Here is a 21941-nt window from a genome sequence, read left to right on the forward strand (position 1 = left end):
GCTGAAGCCAGTCGAAGATACCAGCTGGCTGCAACTGTTTATTAAAAACACAGCACTGTGCAAACACGAAAGTGGACGTATACGGTGTGACGCCTGCCCGGTGCTGGAAGGTTAATTGATGGGGTTAGCCGTAAGGCGAAGCTCCTGATCGAAGCCCCAGTAAACGGCGGCCGTAACTATAACGGTCCTAAGGTAGCGAAATTCCTTGTCGGGTAAGTTCCGACCTGCACGAATGGCGTAATGATGGCCAGGCTGTCTCCACCCGAGACTCAGTGAAATTGAACTCGCTGTGAAGATGCAGTGTACCCGCGGCAAGACGGAAAGACCCCGTGAACCTTTACTATAGCTTGACACTGAACATTGAGCCTTGATGTGTAGGATAGGTGGGAGGCTTTGAAGTGTGGACGCCAGTCTGCATGGAGCCAACCTTGAAATACCACCCTTTAACGTTTGATGTTCTAACCTAGGCCCATAAACTGGGTCGGGGACCGTGTCTGGTGGGTAGTTTGACTGGGGCGGTCTCCTCCTAAAGAGTAACGGAGGAGCACGAAGGTTGGCTAAGCATGGTCGGACATCATGCGGTTAGTGCAAAGGCATAAGCCAGCTTGACTGCGAGAGTGACGGCTCGAGCAGGTACGAAAGTAGGTCTTAGTGATCCGGTGGTTCTGAATGGAAGGGCCATCGCTCAACGGATAAAAGGTACTCCGGGGATAACAGGCTGATACCGCCCAAGAGTTCATATCGACGGCGGTGTTTGGCACCTCGATGTCGGCTCATCACATCCTGGGGCTGAAGTAGGTCCCAAGGGTATGGCTGTTCGCCATTTAAAGTGGTACGCGAGCTGGGTTTAGAACGTCGTGAGACAGTTCGGTCCCTATCTGCCGTGGGCGTTGGAAGATTGAGAGGGGTTGCTCCTAGTACGAGAGGACCGGAGTGAACGCACCACTGGTGTTCGGGTTGTCATGCCAATGGCATTGCCCGGTAGCTAAGTGCGGAAGAGATAACCGCTGAAAGCATCTAAGCGGGAAACTTGCCTCGAGATGAGTCTTCCCTGTCGCTTTAAGCGACCTAAAGGAACGTTTAAGACTAAGACGTTGATAGGCTGGGTGTGTAAGCGTAGCGATACGTTGAGCTAACCAGTACTAATGAACCGTGAGGCTTAACCTGACAACACCGAAAGTGTTTTGTCAGAGAGACGAAACAATAAAGTCAGCTTGTTCAAGATTGAATTACTGGCGACTTACCGAAAGGAAGGAAGCGAGTAATAGACAAGAATTTGCTTGGCGGCCATAGCGCGGTGGTCCCACCTGATCCCATGCCGAACTCAGAAGTGAAACGCCGTAGCGCCGATGGTAGTGTGGGGTCTCCCCATGTGAGAGTAGGGAACTGCCAAGCATTAAATAAGACGAGAAAGCCAACCCAATGGGTTGGCTTTTTTGCGTTTGAAAACTAATCCTGTAAATTTAAGCATGCTCTAGATGAGGGCAATTTTACTATCTATTTTTCGTTGATATTAACAGATGTTGTGGCGAGAAAAAGCGGCTAATACGGTTCGCTCGGATATTTCTAAATAACTTTCCATTTCGATTGCCGCTTCTTGCGCTTTCCCATTCATCAATAGCGTTAAAATATGCTCATTCTTCTCAATATAAGGAGCATGTAATAATTGAGGATCATTGAGTAAACCAAAGGCTAATCGTAATTCTGCTAAAATAAGTTGATATTGTTTAAATAACCTAGGGCTATCAGAAAGCTCGACGATAGCGGTATGAAAATGCATATTACAGGTTCCAACGCTATTCCAATCTTTTTGTTGTTGAAACATTTTTGCTTGATTAACGTTATCTTGCATGCGGGAAATGGCTGGATGCATTGGATAGGCATGTCGTAAAGCATCACATTCAATCAGCCTTCTTACGCGATAAATATCCATAATTGATGCCATATCTGGTACAGAAACAAAAACACCACGATTAGGTTTATAGGTTAATAGGCCTTCTTGGGTTAATATACGAAATACTTCTCTTAATGTATTACGAGATATTTCAAGCTGTTCGCTTAAAGTAGCTTCTGAAAGCCTCTCTCCTGGAGGTAATTCACCGATAGTAATTTTTTGGCGAATAATATCAGCGATTTTTTGGCAAAGGATCTGTGGTGATGTTTTTTTCTGCATTATCTTCTGCTATAAACGTAATAGAAGCCTCTATTCTAACAGTCAGCTATATAATATATAACCTCTAATATACAACTGTGCTAGTTTCCTCACTCTCTTTATCCTTGTTTTTATTAAAAATAGTTAACAAAATTCTTAATAAATTTTTATATTATCAACTGTATTTGATGCCAAAATGTATGCACCAATTTTGCGCATAACTCTTTTTTATGCGCTATTTTGGGGCATATCTATTTTTTATTCCTCTACTCAAATGTCAACAAAATGTTAAAAATGAGATCTTGTTGGCACTTTTATCATCGCATATTTAAATCTATTTGCTTATTTATTCATCTATTATTATTAATTGTTCAACAATCTAATATCTATTGATTAACAATTATTACTCCGTGCTCAACAATGGCATGCTAATTGCCTTACTACTTACCTAAGCAATAATAATTAAAATAATTATGATAAAAGGGGGCCAGTTATGGCTACACAAGATCCTGTGAATACAACATCACCATCATTTATAAAAAATAGGCGTTCATCATTAATTGCAGCGATTTTTTTAATGGCTACATCTGCAATTGGTCCAGGTTTTATTACGCAAACAGCTACCTTTACAGCGACGATGGGAGCAGCCTTTGCATTTGGGATATTAGCTTCTATCGTCATTGACTTTGTTGTGCAACAAAGTATTTGGCGAGTCATTACCGTGACTAACATGCGCGCTTCTGATATTGCGAATAAGGCAATTCCCGGTAGTGGATACTTATTAGCTGTACTGGTTATTTTTGGTGGTTTGGTATTCAATGTCGGTAATATTGCTGGGGCTGGTTTAGGGCTTAATGCCATGGTAGGACTGGATCCTAAATGGGGTGGGGTTTTAAGTGCTTTACTGGCGATTTATATCTTCTCTTCACGCAAAGCGAGTCATTTTATTGATCGCATGATCATTGTTCTTGGCATCGTGATGATTTTATTAACACTTTTTGTAATGTTTGCGTCCAATCCTCCTATAGGTGAAGCATTAAAACAAACAGTACTGCCTAATACGATTAATTTTGCCACTATAACAACCATCGTCGGAGGTACGGTTGGTGGTTATATTTGTTATGCAGGAGCACATCGTCTGCTCGATAAAGGTACAACAGGTATTGAAAATATCGATGCGGTATCTAGCGCGGCAACTAAAGGGATATTAGTGGTTGGATTAATGCGTTATATCCTATTTTTAGCAATTTTAGGTGTTGTCGCAAGTGGAGTGACACTAGATATTTCCAGCCATGCGGCTAATCCTGCTTCTCAAGCATTCCAACATGCAGCGGGCTTAACTGGACTACGAATTTTTGGTCTTATTTTATGGGCAGCTGCGTTGACTAGTGTGATTGGTGCTGCTTATACGTCTATGTCGTTTATAACCGTGTTTAAAAAGGGTATTACAGAGCGTCAACGCAATATTGCTACCATTATTTTTATCGCTATTTCATTGGCAATTTATATGGTTATGGGAACAGCTCCTGCTGCCTTATTAGTCTTTGCTGGTGGCTTCAACGGATTGATTTTACCTATTGGTATGACGTTATTTATTTTTGTTGCGTGGCGTCGTCAAGATCTTATGAATGGCTATAAATATCCAATGTGGTTGCAATGGTCGGCAATTTTAGTCTGCGCTTTGACTTGGTATATGGGGATCATGTCTGTTGGCGCTATTTTCAATTACCTCAATATTGCTTAAGAGAATAATAACGATGATAAAAGCGGTAGATTTAAATAGTGATTTAGGTGAAAGCTTTGGTCAATGGCGTATGGGCAATGATGCTGCAGTGCTTGAAATTGTCAGCAGTGCCAATATTGCTTGTGGTTTTCATGCCGGTTCACCAGAAAGCATTTTAAAAACATTAAAAGAAGCGAAACAGCATCAAGTCGCGATAGGTGCTCATGTTGCTTATCCTGACTTAGTGGGTTTTGGGCGACGCAATATGGATATTGCCAGTGATGAATTAACCGCTGATGTCATTTATCAAATTGGCGCTTTGCAAGGTTTAGCGAAAGCTGTCGGTATGAAGGTGACTTATGTTAAACCTCATGGTGCGCTTTATAACACCATTGCTCATGATAAACGCCAAGCATTAGCGGTTATTGAAGCTATTTTAGCTATTGATCCACAACTTATATTAGTGGCTTTAGCGGGATCGCCGCTGATCACACTTGCGAAAGAGAAAGGATTACATATTGTTGCCGAAGCTTTTGCTGATAGAGCTTATCATGCTGATGGCACACTTGTTTCGCGTAAACAAGAGGGGGCTGTATTACACGATCCTCAATTGGTGGCTCAGCGTATGTTAAAGCTAGTACAAAAAGGGGGCGTTGAATCGATAGAGGGTACTTTTACTGCTATACAGGCGGATTCTATTTGTGTTCATGGTGATAGTCCTGATGCGGTTAATCTCGCAAAAAGTGTCAAAGAGATCTTAATAACACACGGTATTGCGATAAAACCTTTCACATCTGCAATAGGAATAAAGGAGGCGTAATGACTTATTTTATGCAAGCAACGCCTGATGCTATTACAGCAGCCGCCCGATCCGTTATTAGCAATAAAAGGGAGGCGTATTTTGCGCTTTTTACCTGTTAATTTATCTCACATATTAGTTGAGTTGACTTCATTAAAAGAGACATTGGCGTTTTATGAAGCAATTAAGCAAGCCAATATTGCTGAGATAGAAGATATTGTTCCAGCGGCAAAAACACTATTGATCCAATATGTACCTTGGTTAATTACGGCGAAAGAGTTAGTGGCAATATTGCGCAATATCGAGATAAAAGCGATCGCGATGCGTCAAAGTCACTTATTAACAATCCCCGTTCATTATCAAGGAGAAGATCTGCATGAGGTGGCTGAATTATTGGGGATCACCGCAACAGAGGTGATCCGCAGACACACAGAACAAACTTATCAAGTCGCTTTTACGGGGTTTGCACCGGGATTTGCTTATTTAATTGCTGATAAAACTGAGCTTTATGTTCCTCGACGTAAAACACCACGTACACGTATCCCTGCAGGCTCTGTAGGATTAGCGGGAGAATTTAGCGGTGTTTACCCACAGCAAAGCCCTGGTGGCTGGCAATTAATTGGTACTACAGAGATAAAAATGTGGGATCTCTCACGTGAACAGCCGGCATTTTTATTACCTGGTGATGCTGTACAGTTTGTTGATGTACAAAAAGCGCCAGTGACGGTTTCATTACCTGAGAAAAAACAATCTATTAATGCTTTGTCCTTTAACAAGGATAAAGGGCTATATGTTATTTCCGCAGGTCTACAAACCTTATTTCAAGATGAAGGGCGTTTAGGTGCTGCATCAATGGGGGTTAGTGCATCAGGAGCACTTGATAAATGTGCGTTACATGCAGCGAATCGCTTAGTGGGAAACCCGCCTTCATTAGCAGCATTAGAAATAACACAAGGTGGATTAATACTAAAAGCGCAACAAGACTGTGTCATAGCGCTATCAGGTGCAGATTGTACGATCAGCTTAAAACAAACGACCGGAGATATAGCCTTTTTCTCTACCTATCAAACTATTGATGTACGCAGTGGAGATGAAATCACAGTAGGAATACCTACAGCGGGGGTTCGTAGTTATCTGGCCGTGAGAGGGGGTTTTGAATTAAGCCCAGTGTTAGGTAGTTATGCGTTTGATACTTTAGCTCAGATTGGCCCTCGAGCCTTACAAAATGGCGATATTCTTCATCTAAACGATGATAACGCATCAACGGGCATTATTAGCCAAGAGCAACCGAGTTTCAGTTTACCAAAGCAAGAGGATATCGTTACCCTTGATATTGTGTTAGGACCTCGTACGGATTGGTTTACAGAAGATGCGATAAAAACATTAACCTCACAATTATGGCAAGTGACACCACAATCTAACCGTATCGGATTACGTTTATTGGGGGATAAATCGCTTGAACGTCAGCAACAACAAGAGTTATCGAGTGAAGGAACTTGCATTGGTGCCATACAAGTACCGATTAATGGTCAACCGGTATTATTTCTTCATGATCACCCTCTCACTGGAGGATACCCCGTAATTGGGGCTGTTGCCGAATACCATCTGTCATTGGCGGGGCAAATCCCTATTAACGCTAAAATTCGTTTCAACCCAATCACTTTATTTCAAGAATATTGATAGGAGTATGCCACTCATGATAACAACTAACCAAAAGCAACGAGTGAAGCATCGAGTGTTGATTGCTAACAGAGGTGAAATCGCAGTTCGTATTATTCGTGCTTGTCAGGATTATGGTGCAACGTCCATTGCTATTTATGCAGATGATGATATAGATGCATTACATGTGCGTCTTGCAGATGAAGCCTATGGTTTAAAGGGTAACTCACCGAAAGAAAGTTATTTAGCGATAGATAAAATCATTGAAATTGCCCATAAAAGCAAAGCCACCATGATCCACCCAGGTTATGGCTTCCTTTCTGAGCGAGCTGATTTCGCTAAAGCGGTACAGCAAGCGGGACTCCTTTGGATTGGCCCAGATCCGCAGACTATCGAAGTATTAGGGGATAAAGTTCAAGCGCGTAAAATTGCACAATCCGTAGGTGCACCATTGGTGAATGGTACTGCTGATCCGGTTAGTGATGCTAAAGAGGTTCTGGATTTTGCGAAACAGTATGGCTTGCCTATCGCCATTAAAGCGGCATTTGGTGGTGGTGGACGAGGCCTAAAAATTGCCCATCATATGGCAGAAATTGAAGAGCTTTACCATTCAGCGGTAAGAGAAGCAGTAACCGCATTTGGTCGTGGTGAATGCTATGTTGAGCAATTTCTTGATAAGCCTCGCCATATTGAGGCACAAATTATTGCTGATAAATTAGGCCATGTCGTGGTAGTTGGTACACGAGATTGTTCATTACAGCGCCGTAATCAAAAACTTATTGAAGAGGCCCCTGCCCCTTATTTAACTGATGAACAACGGCAACGTATTCATCAATCAGCAAAAGACATTTGTGCTAAAGCAGGTTATATCGGTGCGGGGACGGTAGAATTCTTATTGAGTGCGAACGGGACAATCTCTTTTCTTGAAGTGAATACACGTCTACAAGTAGAGCATCCGGTGACTGAAGAAACAGCCGGTATTGATTTAGTGATTGAACAATTGCGTATTGCTGAGGGATTACCGTTAAGTATTAATGAAACCCCTGAGCCTCGTGGCCATAGTTTTGAGTTTAGGATCAATGCAGAAGATCCGGCAAAAGGTTTTTTACCCACCCCCGGTTTAATTAGCCAATTTAGTCAACCGGCTGGGCCGGGCGTTCGTGTTGATAGTGGTGTGGCGGAAAATGACCAAGTATCACGTCAATTTGATTCAATGATGGCAAAACTTATTGTAACAGGGGCAAGTCGTGAACAAGCCATTGCGAGAGCGCGACGAGCTTTAGCTGAATTTAACATCGCAGGCGTAGCCAGTGTATTACCTTTTCATCGCGAAATGATGGAACATCCTGATTTTATTGATAACTTCAGTGTTCATACTCGTTGGATTGAAAGCGATTTTCAAGCAAAAAACAGTCATTTTCCTCGTAGTATACCAGCAGAAAATGAACCACTAGTGCGTACCTTTATTGAAATAGATGGTCGTCGTCATCAATTAGCGCTACCCGCACAATTACTTTCTCTCTCGGCCGTTATACCCACGGCTATTAGCGAGCACAAAGAGTGTCAGGTGCGGGAAAATGCAGTCACTGCACCGATTTCAGGGATATTACATAGTTGGTTATTATCCGATGGTGATAAAGTCAATCAAGGGGATGTTATTGCCATTATGGAGGCGATGAAAATGGAAGTACAGGTAGTTGCTACCTGTCATGGTGTATTGCAGCAAAAGGCGAAAGCCGGTGACTATTTTTCAGCAGACAGTCTATTAGCTGAGATTAACTAGCTGAGTTATCAAACTATTATTGAGTAAGCCTCTTAGCAATAAGAGGCTTTTTTATAATAACTGTCTTTATATTCTTATTTGTTATATCTAATTCCTTTTGGTTATAAGTTATTTTGCTTATAATCGAAACTGAATATATTTTCTATAAAAGGAAATTAGATGCTACTGGTCACTCAACTCCTTATTGGTTCTGCTATAGGTTTAGTTATCACCACAACGGGAGTGGGGGGTGGTGTTATCTTATTACCTGTGCTTATCTATTTATTTGGAATGAATGCATTAGCAGCAGTGGCGACCGCTAATTTATTATCGATGTTAATGAAAATTTCCTCTTCTTATATTCATTTTCGTTTAGGAAATATTCCATTAAAACCAGCATTATTGATTTTAGGGATCATGTTTCCGGCTACATTTTTAGCCAGCTATGGGGTAACCTGGTTGGGATCACAACCTCAATATTATGAGCAGGTTGAATTAGGCATTAATATCCTGATGATTGTGGCGATTATCTTTTCAATGTTCCTTTTTTTACAACGAATATTCAAAAAATCTACATCATCACATCCGTTATCATCATTGGCACCTAGCTCATCAATTCCTCTGAGTTCTCTTTTTGTTCCCGGTATGAGTGCCGGATTTGTCTTAGGGGCGACGGGGGTTGGTGGGGGATTGGTTGTCTTACCCGTGCTTATGCGTTTTGCACAAATGAATATTAAGGAAGCGATCGGTAGTTCTATATTTATTACTACAATTTTGTCAGGTGGCTCTGCTATTGCTTATAGTGCTGGTGGCTATACCGATGTGCATACGGCCATCATTCTTTGTTTAGGATCACTTATTTCGATTCCTTTAGCGCGCTATTTATTGGTGTATTTATCTGAGCGTTTTTTTCAATATTTAACACTGTTATTTATTCTGATCAGCATCATTATGATGAGTTGGAAACTAATAAATTAATTTAATGTAATATCGAATAAGTCAATTTTTAATGGATAATGATTAGTTAGACTAATTTTCACCATTGAATTTAGCAGGATAATGAAAAAATAGGGTATATATGAACATTAAAGTCGGCGATGAGTTTTTGGTTTATATGGCATTGGGTGAAGAGAGCTATATGAAAGAATATTATCGTGTGTTGGAGTTAGATAGCGCATTATCACAAGTGACCGGTAAATTGCTAAGAAGGACGACGGCAGATGATAAAAATATTGGGTTAGGGCGTTGTGAATTAGAAGGTGGGATTGAACAATTTGCGTTAGAAGATATTTATCCAATAGAGAAGTGATCGAAATAACGATCACTTCTACATCACTTTATTAAGCAACAGGTACATCTTCGGGTAATGCTGATTTTGGTAAGCCAAAAATTTTGTCAAATACCCAGTTATAGACAAATGTATAGCAAGGGATGATGATAATAAGTGCAAAATCCATCACCAGTGCTTGCCATAATGAAACCCCTAGCCACCAAGCTATCAGCGGAATAAGGTAAACCACCAACGTAAGCTGAAAACCTACCGCATGAGCAAGACGGCGTCTAAAGGTGCGAATTCTCGACTTTTGTCGACTCTCCCAAAATTCAAATAAACAGTTATAAATAAAATTCCAACTTACCGCGATAGTGGTAATAATGAGTGCGAGTGGCCCCGTAACAGCGGTTGAACTATCGGCTAAAAGCGCCAGTCCTACCGATGAGATAACCCAACCAAATACTTCATAAGCGGTAACATAGACAATTTTTCGCTTAATACCTTGCATGATACTCTCTTTTTTTGTGGATCAGTGTGGTTAAGCATCGTAAGATAAATCAGTAATAGTGACAGAAAAAGTTAGCTAATATCAATTTAACTGAAACATCAGGAGTGAACATGCAGTTCTCAAGTGAACATATCGCGATATTTTTAGCCGTTATGGATAAAGGCTCTTTTTCTGCGGCTGCGCGTTCATTAAAACGTGTTCCTTCTGCGGTCAGTATGGCGATTGCTAATATGGAGGCTGAATTAGGTTATGCGCTGTTTGAGCGTTCATCGAGAGAGCCACGGCCAACAGAAAAAGCTAAAGCACTTGAACCTCACGCCAGAATGATTGCTGAGCAATTAAAGCTATTACAGGTTCATGCACAAGAGCTTTCAATGGATCTGGAAAGTATATTAAATATTGGTGTCGCGGCAGATATTAATCCCGATTATTTATTACCGGCATTATCTGAGTTAACACAGCGTTACCCCTTACTAAAAGTGAATGTAGTAACCGCGGCGCAAGATGACATTATTGAGATGCTACACGCACGTAAAATCCAATTATGTCTCGTGTATGGTGGGTTATACGTCAATGGCGATGAACAATTTCAATATTTGGGCTCTGAGTCATTAGTTGCCACAATTTCGGCAAGTCATATTGCACTTGCTCACCCTGCAGGGGTATTTATTGAAGATTTAGTGAATGTAAGACAGATAATGATAGCCAGCCATACTCAAGAGATAAGAGATGTACGCTCTTTAGTGGCGACTAATTACTGGCAAACAGATAACTTTCAAATGGCATTAGGTATGGTTGAAGCGGGGATGGGCTGGGGGAATTTACCTTATTCGCTGATTTATACGCAGTTACAAAAGGGAAAATTAAAACAACTGCAATTTAAAAATACTAAAAATGAATTGCGCTTACCGGTACATGCAATGTGGTTAAAAGGCGAGTCACTACAAAAAGGGGCAAAGGAATTGGTGGAGTTAATGAATATTCACCAACCCATTGTGCCCAATTTTGATTAATCCACACGTTGTTGATGAACCCAAACCGCGACTTCAACACGAGATTTTAATTTCATCTTTTTGAGTAGATGTTTGACATGTACTTTAACCGTACTTTCAGTAATATCGAGTTTACGTGCGATCATCTTATTGGATAGCCCTTGTGCTATCAGCTTTAAAATATCGCGCTCTCGTGGGGTGAGTTGGTCGATATCCCGCTCACCTTCAGAACGATCTTCTCGCAGTGACTGCGCTAAAATGGGGGTTAATGTTGGGCTAACCACCATTTTCCCTGCGGCTGCTTGCTTTAAAGCGGCTAATAGCTCTTCTGGCTCCATGTCTTTTAAGAGATAGCCATCCGCTCCTCGTTTTAAGGCGGTGATCAGATCATCACTGTAGTTTGATACACTAAACACAACGATCCGCCCAGAGAGCGATCGTAATCGCAATTGATCGAGTGTTTCAAAACCATTCATACCCGGCATATTGAGATCGAGTAGGATTAAATCAGGATCTAACTCTTCAGCTAATTTTACCCCTTGAATACCATCGCCAGCTTCACCAACGACAGTTAATGTTGTATCAAGACTTAAAAGTTGTTTCACACCATTGCGTAACATCGGGTGATCATCAATTAATAAAATAGTCGCTTTGTCTGCGACTGCTCCCATATTATTCATTATGATTTGCTCCCTTTTCGATAGGATCTTTATGGGTAGTGATTAACGGAAATGTGACAAATACTTGCGTTCCACCTTCTTTGCGAACCCTTATACTATAAGAGCCATTCAGACTATTCGCGCGTTCACGCATAATAATCAGTCCGTAGTGATTTATCTTTTCGGGATTAGGCGTAATACCTTCACCATTATCATTAATTTGTAGTTCAACGATGCCATTATTAAGTGTTAATGCGACTTCGGCCCAGTTTGCATTCGCATGTTGCAGAATATTATTTAATGCTTCACGGACAATTTGCACCACATGAATACTTTGATGTGAATTAACACATTTTGCAGGTAACTGATAATCAAAATGGATAGCAAACCCTAAACGTTGATTAAATTCATTTAGTGTATTTTCTAATGCGGCTAATAAGCCAGGCTCTGTCAATTTCAAGCGAAATGTGGTCAGTAATTCTCTTAACTGACGATAAGCCACATTTAGCTCTTCTCGCATCTCTTTTAGTAGTTTTTGACAGTTATCTGGCAAGGTTTCCGATTGCATTTGTAGATAACTGACCTGCATTTTTAAACATGATAGCGATTGAGCAATCGAATCATGTAATTCACGTGCAATCGCTGAACGCTCATCCATTAATAATAGCTGTTGTTGCTGTTCATTTTGTTGCTCCATGGCAAGCATTGCGGAAATTTGCTTAGTCAATAAGAGCATTAAATTATTCTGTTCGTCAGTAAGTACACTATTTTCCGGTAACTGCATTACGAATAAACCGTAGCGGTGGATCTGATCGGTCAATTCCCAATGTAATAAGCGATTATTTAACGGTGTAGTGATGCTGGCATCTTCATTGCAGCGCTCACAGTCTGGCGTTGGACAATATTCAGGGCGTGAGGAAGGGGCTAAGCTTATCTCATTAAATAATGTATGTTGATTATCTTCATATAGACGGATCTGCAAATAGCTATCAGGAATAATATGCTGTAGCTCTGCAAGGATCTGCCTTAAGCGAGCGCAAAGTGGCGCTTGGGAATGCAGTTGTTGACTTGAGTGATAAAGATAAGAGAAAACCTTATTTTTCTGTTGTAAATCATGGGTCTTTTCAATGACTCGTTGTTCTAATTCACTGTAGAGCGTCGATAGCTCTTCTGACATGGTGTTAAGTGCAATTCCTAGTGTGGCAATTTCATCATGGTGAGGACGAGGCCGAAAACGAGTTGAAAAATCACCATGTCCAATAGAATTAGCCATGGACATCAATTGTTGCCAAGGCAGTAATAAGCGACGACGAAAATGCCAAACAGAACCAAACAGCAGTAATAAGGTAAGAGCGGTAAAGATAAGTTGAGTATATGCAACTAGGCGGATTTTTTGTTCAGTAAGTTGGTCAATACTTGATACTAATGTATCGAGTTGAGAAACAAAAAAGATAACTTCTTGTTTCGCATCATTAGGCTGTTTGGCTGCTGACAAAGTCGGTTTTAATGTCTCTTTCCAGTAATGAGTCAGTTGTACATATTGTGATTGCAGTGATGAGGTGCTTAATACTTGACGTAACTCTTTACTATCTAAATCATTTTCTAATTCTTGTAGATAATCACGGTGCTTATCATCAAGGGGTAAGGCTGAGAGTAAACGATAGCTTTGCATGCGCAGTGAGCCGGATTTATTAATGGCGTGGGCATTGCCTTGTACGCTTAAAATAATGTGGTTAGAAATAGCCATACCTACCACACCAAATAGTGTGAAAAGCAACATTAAAATAGCGATTTGATTAATAATTGAAAAGCGATAATGCCATTGAATGTTGTGCATTTTCATGATGTATTCCCAGTTTGATCTGGTCTATCTTGCCTTAAAAAACCGCTAAATAACATATACTCCAAAGGGAGTACCTCTAAATATCTAAGTATTGTAATGTGTTTAATAAAGAGTAAGTGATTTTACCTAATTTATTGATTTAAATTTAAAATAGTCACGTAACCCTATTAATACTTAGGTATAAAACATAGATTTAGATGAAAAATCAAACAAAATCTTGCTTGATGCAGATCATGACTCGTAAACCCATCTCACCGTAAAAAGAAGCCAATTTAACCGTTAACCGAGGTTGTTATGGCACTTTCTCAACACCCAGAAAAAATGAAAAAAGGGGTGATCGAAAATTGGCATCCTGAAGATAAAGCTTTTTGGGAAAAAACTGGTCAAAAAATCGCATCGCGTAATTTATGGATTTCTGTTCCTTGTCTACTGCTATCCTTCTGCGTCTGGATGCTATTTAGTGCAGTTGCTGTCAATTTAAATAAGGTTGGCTTTAATTTTACCACTGATCAGCTCTTTATGCTGACCGCTCTACCTTCTGTTTCAGGTGCGCTACTACGTGTGCCTTACTCTTTTGTTATTCCTATTTTTGGTGGTCGTCGTTGGACGGCTATTAGTACGGTATTTCTGATTATTCCTTGTCTCTGGCTAGGGTTTGCCGTGCAAGATCTCACGACATCTTATTCCACTTTTATCGTTATCTCTCTGCTGTGTGGTTTTGCTGGCGCAAACTTCGCATCGAGTATGGCAAATATCAGCTTCTTTTTTCCTAAAGCACAGCAAGGTGGTGCATTAGGATTAAATGGCGGACTGGGTAACTTAGGTGTCAGCGTGATGCAATTAATCGCGCCTTTGGTTGTCAGTGTGGGTGTGTTTGCTATGTTTAGTGGCCCCGGTGTCGTTCAACCTGATGGCTCACGTTTATGGCTAGAGAATGCGGCGTGGATTTGGGTACCTTTCTTGCTTATCTTTACCTTTGCGGCTTGGTTTGGCATGAATGATCTGGCTGCTAATAAAGCTTCTTTAAGTCAACAGCTACCTGTTTTAAAACGTGGTCATCTTTGGTTACTCAGTATCCTCTATCTGTGCTCTTTTGGTTCTTTTATCGGCTTTTCTGCCGGGTTTGCAATGTTATCGAAAACCCAGTTCCCCGATATTGTTATTTTACATTATGCCTTCTTTGGTCCTTTACTTGGAGCATTAGCTCGCCCTGTGGGAGGTGCGCTATCTGATAAATTTGGTGGCATTAAAGTGACGCTTATCAACTTTATCATTATGGCTATTTTCTCAGTGCTCCTGTTCTTAACCCTACCGGAAAATGGTGCAGGTGGATCGTTTATTGCTTTCTATGGCGTGTTTATGGTGCTGTTTTTAACAGCAGGGCTAGGCAGTGGTTCAACATTCCAAATGATTGCTGTGGTATTTAGAAAAATCACCATTGATCGCATGAAGGCACAAGGGGCTTCAGATGAAGCTGCGCAAAAAGAAGCCGTAACAGAAAGTGCAGCTGCATTGGGTTTTATCTCTGCAATCGGTGCGATTGGTGGCTTCTTTATTCCTAAAGCCTTTGGTACATCCCTTGCTATGACGGGTTCACCTGCTGGGGCAATGAAAATCTTCGTTCTGTTCTATATCGCCTGCGTTCTGATCACTTGGTTGGTCTATGGACGTAAACACAATAAATAATAATGACGAATTATACGCAATGTGAGCGCGCTAATGCGCATTGGGAGAGTATCTGATGAGTAAATTTCTCGATAGATTCCGCTATTTTAAACAGCTTGGTGATACGTTTTCACAAGATCACGGGCAAGAGTTAAATGTTAATCGCGACTGGGAAAATAGTTATCGTAGCCGTTGGCAGCATGACAAAATCGTGCGTTCTACGCATGGTGTTAACTGCACCGGATCATGTAGCTGGAAAATTTATGTCAAAAACGGCTTAGTAACATGGGAAACCCAGCAAACAGACTATCCACGAACTCGTCCTGATCTGCCTGATCATGAACCCCGTGGTTGTCCGCGTGGTGCGAGCTATTCATGGTATTTATATAGCGCTAACCGCGTTAAATACCCAATGGTGCGTAAACGTCTGATCAAATTATGGCGTGAAGCTAAAGCGCAACACGCTGATCCAGTTGATGCATGGGCATCGATTGTTAATGCTCCCGAAAAAACGAAAAGTTATAAACAAGCACGTGGTCGTGGTGGTTTTGTTCGCTCTTCATGGTCTGAAGTGAATGAAATTATTGCTGCCTCTAACGTCTATACCGCTAAAACTTTTGGCCCAGATCGTATTATTGGTTTCTCTCCTATTCCGGCAATGTCAATGGTGTCTTACGCCGCCGGTGCCCGCTATTTATCTCTTATTGGTGGTGCTTGCTTAAGTTTTTACGATTGGTATTGTGATTTACCGCCTGCCTCACCAATGACTTGGGGGGAGCAAACAGATGTGCCAGAGTCAGCTGACTGGTATAACTCTTCTTATCTGATTGCATGGGGTTCAAACGTACCTCAAACCCGTACGCCAGATGCTCACTTTTTTACCGAAGTTCGTTATAAAGGCACCAAAACGGTAGCAGTAACACCTGATTATGCTGAAATTGCTAAACTGTGTGACCAGTGGTTAAACCCAAAACAAGGTACAGATAGCGCCATGGCAATGGCGATGGGACACGTTATTCTTAACAAATTCCACGTTAAACGCCAAACTGAATACTTTAGTAACTATGTGCGCACTTACACTGACATGCCAATGTTAGTGATGTTAGATAAGCATGATTCTGGCAAGTTAGTTGCGGGTCGCATGCTACGTGCCGCTGATTTAGTGAACAATCTCGATCAGGAGAAAAATCCAGAATGGAAAACCATTGCTATTGATGAGAAAACACAGCAATTGGTCGCTCCTCAAGGTTCAATGGGTTTTCGTTGGGAAGGCGCTGCCAAATGGAATCTAGAGCCTAAAGACGGTAAGAGTGGCGAAGAAGTCACTTTACAATTGGGTCTTTTAGAAAACCATGATGATGTGGTTGACGTTGCATTTCCTTACTTTGGTGGCATCAAGAGTGAATACTTTGAAGGTGTTGCCCTTGATGATGTTCTCGTTCATAGACTGCCAGCAAAACGCATTACTCTTGCCAATGGCGAAGAAAAATATGTCACTACCGTTTATGACTTATTACTGGCTAATTATGGTGTCGATCGTGGTTTAAATGATGAAAACTGTGCGACAAACTATGATGAGATCAAAGCCTATTCACCCGCATGGGCTGAACAAGTAACAGGGGTTAGCCGTCAAGATATTATCCGCATTGCACGTGAATTTGCTGATAATGCAGAAAAAACACATGGTCGTTCAATGGTGATTGTCGGTGCGGGCATTAACCATTGGTATCACATGGATATGACCTACCGTGGCATTATCAATATGCTGATCTTCTGTGGTTGTATTGGCCAAAGTGGTGGTGGATGGGCTCACTATGTGGGACAAGAAAAACTGCGTCCACAAACAGGTTGGTTGCCATTAGCTTTTGGTCTGGATTGGCAGCGTCCACCTCGTCATATGAATAGCACGTCATTTTTCTATAATCATTCAAGTCAATGGCGCTATGAAACGGTATCACCGACAGAATTACTATCACCTTTAGCAGATAAATCACGCTTTAGCGGTAGCTTAATTGATATGAATGTGCGTTCGGAGCGTATGGGATGGTTACCGTCAGCACCGCAATTAAACGTTAACCCATTGTCTATTACCAAGAAAGCTCAACAAGCTGGCGTCAGTGCAACGGATTATACCGTTAATGCTCTGAAATCAGGTGAGATCCGTTTTGCATCAGAGCAACCGGATAATCCGCAAAACTTCCCTCGTAACTTATTTATCTGGCGTTCTAATTTATTGGGATCTGCTGGTAAAGGGCATGAATATTTACTGAAATATCTATTAGGGACGGAAAATGGATTACAAGGTAAAGATTTAGGTGAACAAGGCCAAGTTAAGCCACAAGAAGTGGAATGGCAAGATAAAGGCGGTGAGGGTAAGGTCGATTTAGTGGTGACTTTAGACTTTCGTATGTCAAGTACCTGTCTGTTCTCCGATATCGTGTTACCAACTGCCACATGGTATGAAAAAGATGATATGAATACCTCGGATATGCATCCATTTATTCATCCATTAACCGCCGCGGTAGATCCCGCTTGGGAGTCTAAAACCGATTGGGAAATTTATAAAGGTATTGCTAAAACCTTCTCTAAATTGTGTGTCGGTCATTTAGGGGTTGAAACCGATTTAGTGACACAGCCAATACAACATGACTCCGCGGCTGAAATGGCACAACCATTTGATGTCAAAGATTGGAAAAAAGGTGAATGTGACCTTATTCCGGGGAAAACTGCACCGCATCTTATTCCTGTGGAGCGTGATTATCCAAATACCTATGCTCGTTTTACCTCACTTGGGCCGTTAATGGATAAATTAGGTAATGGCGGTAAAGGGATCGGTTGGAATACACAGACAGAAGTTGATTTCCTGAAAAAACTTAATCGCGTTCGTCATGAGGGTGTGACAAAAGGGCGCCCGGCGATTGAAACCGCAATTGATGCAGCCGAAGTTATCCTCTCTTTAGCACCTGAAACGAATGGTCAAGTGGCGGTAAAAGCGTGGGATGCACTAAGTAAAGTGACAGGACGCGATCACACTCATTTAGCTAAAGTAAAAGAAGATGAGAAAATTCGTTTCCGCGATATCGTTGCTCAACCTCGTAAAATCATTTCAAGTCCTACATGGTCTGGTCTGGAAGATGAGCATGTCTCTTATAACGCTTGTTATACCAATGTTCACGAGATGATCCCTTGGCGTACTTTAAGTGGCCGTCAGCAGTTATATCAAGATCATGAGTGGATGCGTGCTTATGGCGAAAGTTTAGTGGTTTATCGTCCACCTATTGATACTAAGGCAATCGAAGCAGTGAAAGGTAAAAAACCGAACGGCTTCCCAGAAAAAGCGCTGAACTTCCTGACGCCTCACCAAAAATGGGGTATTCACTCAACGTATAGCGATAACTTACTGATGTTAACCCTCGGTCGTGGTGGCCCTGTGGTTTGGCTGAGTGAAGATGATGCTAAAGAGATGGGTATTAGTGATAACGATTGGGTTGAAGCATACAACAGTAATGGTGCGTTAACCGCAAGAGCGATTGTGAGCCAACGTATTCCTGATGGCATGATTTATATGTATCACGCACAAGAGCGCCAAATAAACCTACCAGGCTCTGAAATAACTGGAATGCGTGGCGGTATTCATAATTCCGTGACGCGTGTTTGCCCTAAACCGACCCATATGATTGGTGGATACGCTCAGTTGGCTTATAGCTTTAACTACTATGGAACTGTGGGCTCTAACCGCGATGAATTTGTTGTGGTACGTAAGATGAAACAGATTGATTGGCTTGATGGTGAAGGCGATGCTTATCAACAAACCCTGAATGGACAGGAGAAGGCATAATGAAAATTCGTTCACAAGTCGGTATGGTACTGAACCTCGACAAATGTATCGGTTGCCATACCTGTTCAGTAACCTGTAAAAATGTTTGGACCAGTCGTGAAGGTGTGGAATACGCTTGGTTTAATAATGTTGAAACTAAACCGGGTACAGGGTATCCCCAAAATTGGGAAGATCAAGAGAAGTGGAAAGGCGGCTGGATCAAAAATATTAAAGGTAAGTTAGTACCAAGAATGGGTAACCGTGTTGGGCTATTATCAAAGATTTTTGCCAACCCAGATGTGCCAGCATTAGATGATTATTATGAGCCATTTGATTATGACTATGAGCATTTAAAAAATGCACCAGAAGGCTCATTACCCACCGCACGTCCTCGTTCGTTGATAACAGGTCAGCGTATGACCAAGATCGAAAAAGGCCCAAACTGGGAAGATGATTTAGGGGGCGAATTTAGCAAACGTGCTGCGGATAAAAACTTCGCCAATATGCAAAAAGAGATGTATGGGCAGTTTGAAAATACATTTATGATGTATTTACCTCGTTTATGTGAACACTGCTTAAATCCTGCTTGTGTCGCGACCTGTCCAAGTGGTGCGATTTATAAACGTGCTGAGGATGGTATTGTGCTTATCGATCAAGATAAGTGTCGTGGTTGGCGCATGTGTTTAACAGGGTGTCCATACAAAAAAATCTACTTTAACTGGAAAAGCGGTAAGTCAGAAAAATGTATTTTCTGTTATCCGCGCATCGAATCAGGTCAACCAACCCTATGCTCAGAAACCTGTGTTGGACGTATTCGTTATCTTGGTGTGATGCTGTATGACGCAGATAAAATTTCACAAGCCGCCAGTGCTGATAATGAAAAAGACTTATACCAAAGTCAATTAGATATCTTTTTAGATCCCTTCGATCCTGAAGTTATTAAAGCTGCAGAAGAGCAAGGTATTCCATTAAGTGTGATTGATGCAGCCCAACGTTCGCCGGTTTATAAAATGGCGGTGGATTGGAAGCTGGCATTACCATTACACCCTGAATATCGTACTTTACCTATGGTGTGGTATGTGCCACCTCTGTCACCTATTCAATCTGCGGCTGATGCAGGAGTGTTGCCACATACGGGAGTATTACCGGATGTAGAAAGTTTACGTATTCCTGTCCAATATTTGGCTAACTTGCTGACCGCAGGCGATACAGAGCCAGTGTTATTAGCATTAAAAAGAATGTTGGCAATGCGCCATTATAAACGCGCAAAAACGGTAGAAGGTAAAACCGATTTGACAGCACTAGAGCAAGTGGGATTAACCGAAGCACAGGCACAAGAGATGTATCGCTATTTGGCGATTGCCAATTATGAAGATCGCTTTGTTATTCCTTCTAGCCATCGTGAGTTAGCAAGAGAAGCTTTTCCTGAGCGTAACGGCTGTGGTTTTAGTTTTGGTGATGGTTGTCATGGCAGCGAGAGTAAATTTAATCTGTTTAATAGCCATCGTATTGATGCCATCGATATCACTTCCAAAACCCCTCAAGATGAGCGCCGTTCTGAGGAGAAAATATGATGATCTCTTTGAAAGTTATTTCTCTGTTATTGGATTATCCCAGCGAAGATCTCTGGGAACATCGTAATGAGATCATTGATGCATTGCAGGAAGCTGACGAGCTTCCTGTCACGCAAGTCGCAAAATTAATGGCGTTTATTCGTGAACTCACGCAGCAAGATCTGCTGGATGCACAAGCGAATTACAGTGAGATTTTTGATCGAGGTAGAGCGAGATCGCTATTGTTATTTGAACATGTACATGGTGAATCGCGTGATCGTGGTCAGGCAATGGTTGATCTGCTTAATCAGTATCAACAAGCAGGGATCACCTTAAGTAGTCGTGAATTGCCTGATTACTTACCTACTTACCTTGAGTATTTAACGCTATTGCCTACCGATGAAAGTATTGAAGGGCTTAATAATATTGCCCCTATTTTGGCATTGCTGAGTGAGCGTTTAAAACAGCGAGGCAGTGATTATCACGCTCTTTTTGATGTATTGCTTTGTCTCTCACAAAGTGAGTTAGACGCTTCACAACTGGCGGCTCAAGTAGAAAAAGAGCCTGTAGATGATACGCCGGCTGCATTAGATGCCGTATGGGAAGAAGAGCAAGTGACGTTTCTAGGTGAAAGTGCGCAATGTGGTAGTAACAATATTAGCCAGCATCAGCGGCGTTTTGCGCAAGAAACGCCTGTTCAATATCTCAATGTCGGTAATTCGCTAGATATGGGAGCACAAAAATGAATTACGTTAATATGTTGTTTTTTGATATCTACCCCTATATTGCCGGTGCTGTTTTTCTTATCGGTAGTTGGTTACGTTATGATTATGGTCAATATACATGGCGTGCAGGCTCCAGTCAGATGTTAGACAAGAAAAACATGCGACTTGCTTCGAACTTATTCCATATTGGTATTATCGGCATTTTTGCAGGTCATTTTCTGGGGATGTTAACGCCACACTGGATGTATCAATCTTTTCTACCAATTGAATATAAACAAATTATGGCGATGGTTGGTGGTGGTACTTGTGGTGTGTTAATGCTGATCGGCGGCATTATGCTGTTAAAACGTCGTTTGACGAATGCACGAGTAAGAGCAACATCGTCATTTGGTGACATCATGATCTTAACCTTGCTGGTTGTCCAAGTTGCACTCGGCTTACTGACTATCCCATTCTCTGCACAGCATATGGATGGTAGTGAGATGATGAAACTGGTGGCATGGGCGCAAGCTATTGTGACATTCCATGGCGGTGCTTCGGCAAATCTTGAAGGTGTTGCACTTATTTTTAAATTGCACATATTCCTAGGTATGACGATTTTTTTATTGTTCCCATTCTGCCGTTTAGTTCATATTTGGAGCGTGCCAATTGAGTATCTAACGCGCCGTTACCAAATTGTTCGTAATCGACACTAAAGGTATTTTTCTCCTGAGTTGATTTGAGACTTTTAATTGCGCTTATCTCACCCCCGCCCGCGGGGGTTTTTTTTAACTTAAACAAATTTTTTGAATGCTTAAAGCAATAATCTTTA

At 41.5% G+C, this 21941-nt stretch carries 16 protein-coding genes and 2 rRNA genes; 14 read left to right on the top strand and 4 right to left on the bottom strand.

What is annotated here, in order from left to right; all coding sequences use genetic code 11:
* Together GWI58_RS07175 and rrf are read left to right on the top strand one after the other, a co-directional pair.
* Positions 1-1167 (top strand): 23S ribosomal RNA (locus tag GWI58_RS07175); the annotation flags it as partial.
* Between the two features lie 112 nt (positions 1168-1279).
* Positions 1280-1395: ribosomal RNA gene (rrf, locus tag GWI58_RS07180) — 5S ribosomal RNA — on the top strand.
* A gap of 118 nt (positions 1396-1513) precedes the next feature.
* Here the strand turns inward: rrf and GWI58_RS07185 are convergent.
* Complete coding sequence (locus tag GWI58_RS07185; RefSeq protein WP_004245441.1) at positions 1514-2173, bottom strand: GntR family transcriptional regulator; 660 nt, start codon at positions 2171-2173, stop codon at positions 1514-1516.
* A gap of 472 nt (positions 2174-2645) precedes the next feature.
* Here GWI58_RS07185 and GWI58_RS07190 point away from each other — a divergent pair, with 472 nt between their 5' ends.
* The 6 genes from GWI58_RS07190 (at position 2646) to GWI58_RS07215 (ending at position 9404) form a co-directional block, all read left to right on the top strand.
* Positions 2646-3896 (top strand): NRAMP family divalent metal transporter, encoded by a 1251-nt coding sequence (locus GWI58_RS07190; RefSeq protein ID WP_004245440.1) that lies wholly within the window; start codon positions 2646-2648, stop codon positions 3894-3896.
* Between the two features lie 13 nt (positions 3897-3909).
* Positions 3910-4695 carry a LamB/YcsF family protein gene (locus GWI58_RS07195; RefSeq protein WP_094960274.1) on the top strand — a complete coding sequence of 262 codons (786 nt, stop codon included), beginning with the start codon at positions 3910-3912 and terminating at the stop codon, positions 4693-4695.
* An 81-nt stretch (positions 4696-4776) separates the two neighbouring features.
* On the top strand, positions 4777-6354 hold the full coding sequence (locus GWI58_RS07200) for a 5-oxoprolinase/urea amidolyase family protein (RefSeq protein ID WP_196722094.1): 1578 nt from the start codon (positions 4777-4779) through the stop codon (positions 6352-6354).
* A 16-nt stretch (positions 6355-6370) separates the two neighbouring features.
* Positions 6371-8116, top strand: a complete 1746-nt coding sequence (locus tag GWI58_RS07205; protein WP_004248856.1) for an acetyl/propionyl/methylcrotonyl-CoA carboxylase subunit alpha — start codon at positions 6371-6373, stop codon at positions 8114-8116.
* A gap of 159 nt (positions 8117-8275) precedes the next feature.
* Positions 8276-9073: a sulfite exporter TauE/SafE family protein gene (locus tag GWI58_RS07210; RefSeq protein WP_094960272.1), complete on the top strand. Its 798-nt coding sequence runs from the start codon at positions 8276-8278 to the stop codon at positions 9071-9073.
* 100 nt (positions 9074-9173) lie between these two features.
* Positions 9174-9404: a hypothetical protein gene (locus GWI58_RS07215; RefSeq protein WP_004245434.1), complete on the top strand. Its 231-nt coding sequence runs from the start codon at positions 9174-9176 to the stop codon at positions 9402-9404.
* Between the two features lie 31 nt (positions 9405-9435).
* Here the strand turns inward: GWI58_RS07215 and GWI58_RS07220 are convergent, their stop codons facing one another.
* Positions 9436-9876 carry a PACE efflux transporter gene (locus GWI58_RS07220; protein WP_004245432.1) on the bottom strand — a complete coding sequence of 147 codons (441 nt, stop codon included), beginning with the start codon at positions 9874-9876 and terminating at the stop codon, positions 9436-9438.
* Positions 9877-9986: 110 nt separating this feature from the next.
* Here GWI58_RS07220 and GWI58_RS07225 point away from each other — a divergent pair, with 110 nt between their 5' ends.
* Positions 9987-10889 carry a LysR family transcriptional regulator gene (locus GWI58_RS07225; protein WP_004245431.1) on the top strand — a complete coding sequence of 301 codons (903 nt, stop codon included), beginning with the start codon at positions 9987-9989 and terminating at the stop codon, positions 10887-10889.
* Here GWI58_RS07225 and narL read toward each other — a convergent pair.
* Complete coding sequence (gene narL, locus GWI58_RS07230) at positions 10886-11539, bottom strand: two-component system response regulator NarL (protein WP_369744359.1); 654 nt, start codon at positions 11537-11539, stop codon at positions 10886-10888. The genes GWI58_RS07225 and narL overlap by 4 nt on opposite strands.
* A 1-nt stretch (position 11540) precedes the next feature.
* The gene (gene narX / locus GWI58_RS07235; protein WP_161769040.1) at positions 11541-13370 is read right to left on the bottom strand and encodes a nitrate/nitrite two-component system sensor histidine kinase NarX; all 1830 of its coding nucleotides are present in this window, start codon (positions 13368-13370) and stop codon (positions 11541-11543) included.
* A 294-nt stretch (positions 13371-13664) separates the two neighbouring features.
* Between narX and GWI58_RS07240 the strand changes: the two genes are divergently transcribed.
* From GWI58_RS07240 to narI, 5 genes are read left to right on the top strand one after another with little or no spacing between them, the layout of a single operon-like run.
* Entirely contained in the window at positions 13665-15056 is a 1392-nt protein-coding gene (locus GWI58_RS07240; RefSeq protein ID WP_161769041.1) for a NarK family nitrate/nitrite MFS transporter, read from the top strand.
* A gap of 55 nt (positions 15057-15111) precedes the next feature.
* Entirely contained in the window at positions 15112-18873 is a 3762-nt protein-coding gene (locus GWI58_RS07245) for a nitrate reductase subunit alpha (protein WP_161769042.1), read from the top strand.
* Positions 18873-20426 carry a nitrate reductase subunit beta gene (gene narH, locus GWI58_RS07250; RefSeq protein WP_161769043.1) on the top strand — a complete coding sequence of 518 codons (1554 nt, stop codon included), beginning with the start codon at positions 18873-18875 and terminating at the stop codon, positions 20424-20426. The genes GWI58_RS07245 and narH overlap by 1 nt, the downstream gene beginning before the upstream one ends.
* Complete coding sequence (gene narJ / locus GWI58_RS07255; RefSeq protein ID WP_012368809.1) at positions 20426-21151, top strand: nitrate reductase molybdenum cofactor assembly chaperone; 726 nt, start codon at positions 20426-20428, stop codon at positions 21149-21151. Before narH ends, narJ begins: the two co-directional genes overlap by 1 nt.
* A complete protein-coding gene (gene narI / locus GWI58_RS07260; protein WP_004245424.1) occupies positions 21148-21825 on the top strand; it encodes a respiratory nitrate reductase subunit gamma in 678 nt (225 codons plus the stop codon). Before narJ ends, narI begins: the two co-directional genes overlap by 4 nt.
* Positions 21826-21941: the final 116 nt, after the last annotated feature.

Source organism: Proteus sp. G2674 (assembly GCF_009915195.1).
Taxonomy (GTDB): domain Bacteria; phylum Pseudomonadota; class Gammaproteobacteria; order Enterobacterales; family Enterobacteriaceae; genus Proteus; species Proteus mirabilis.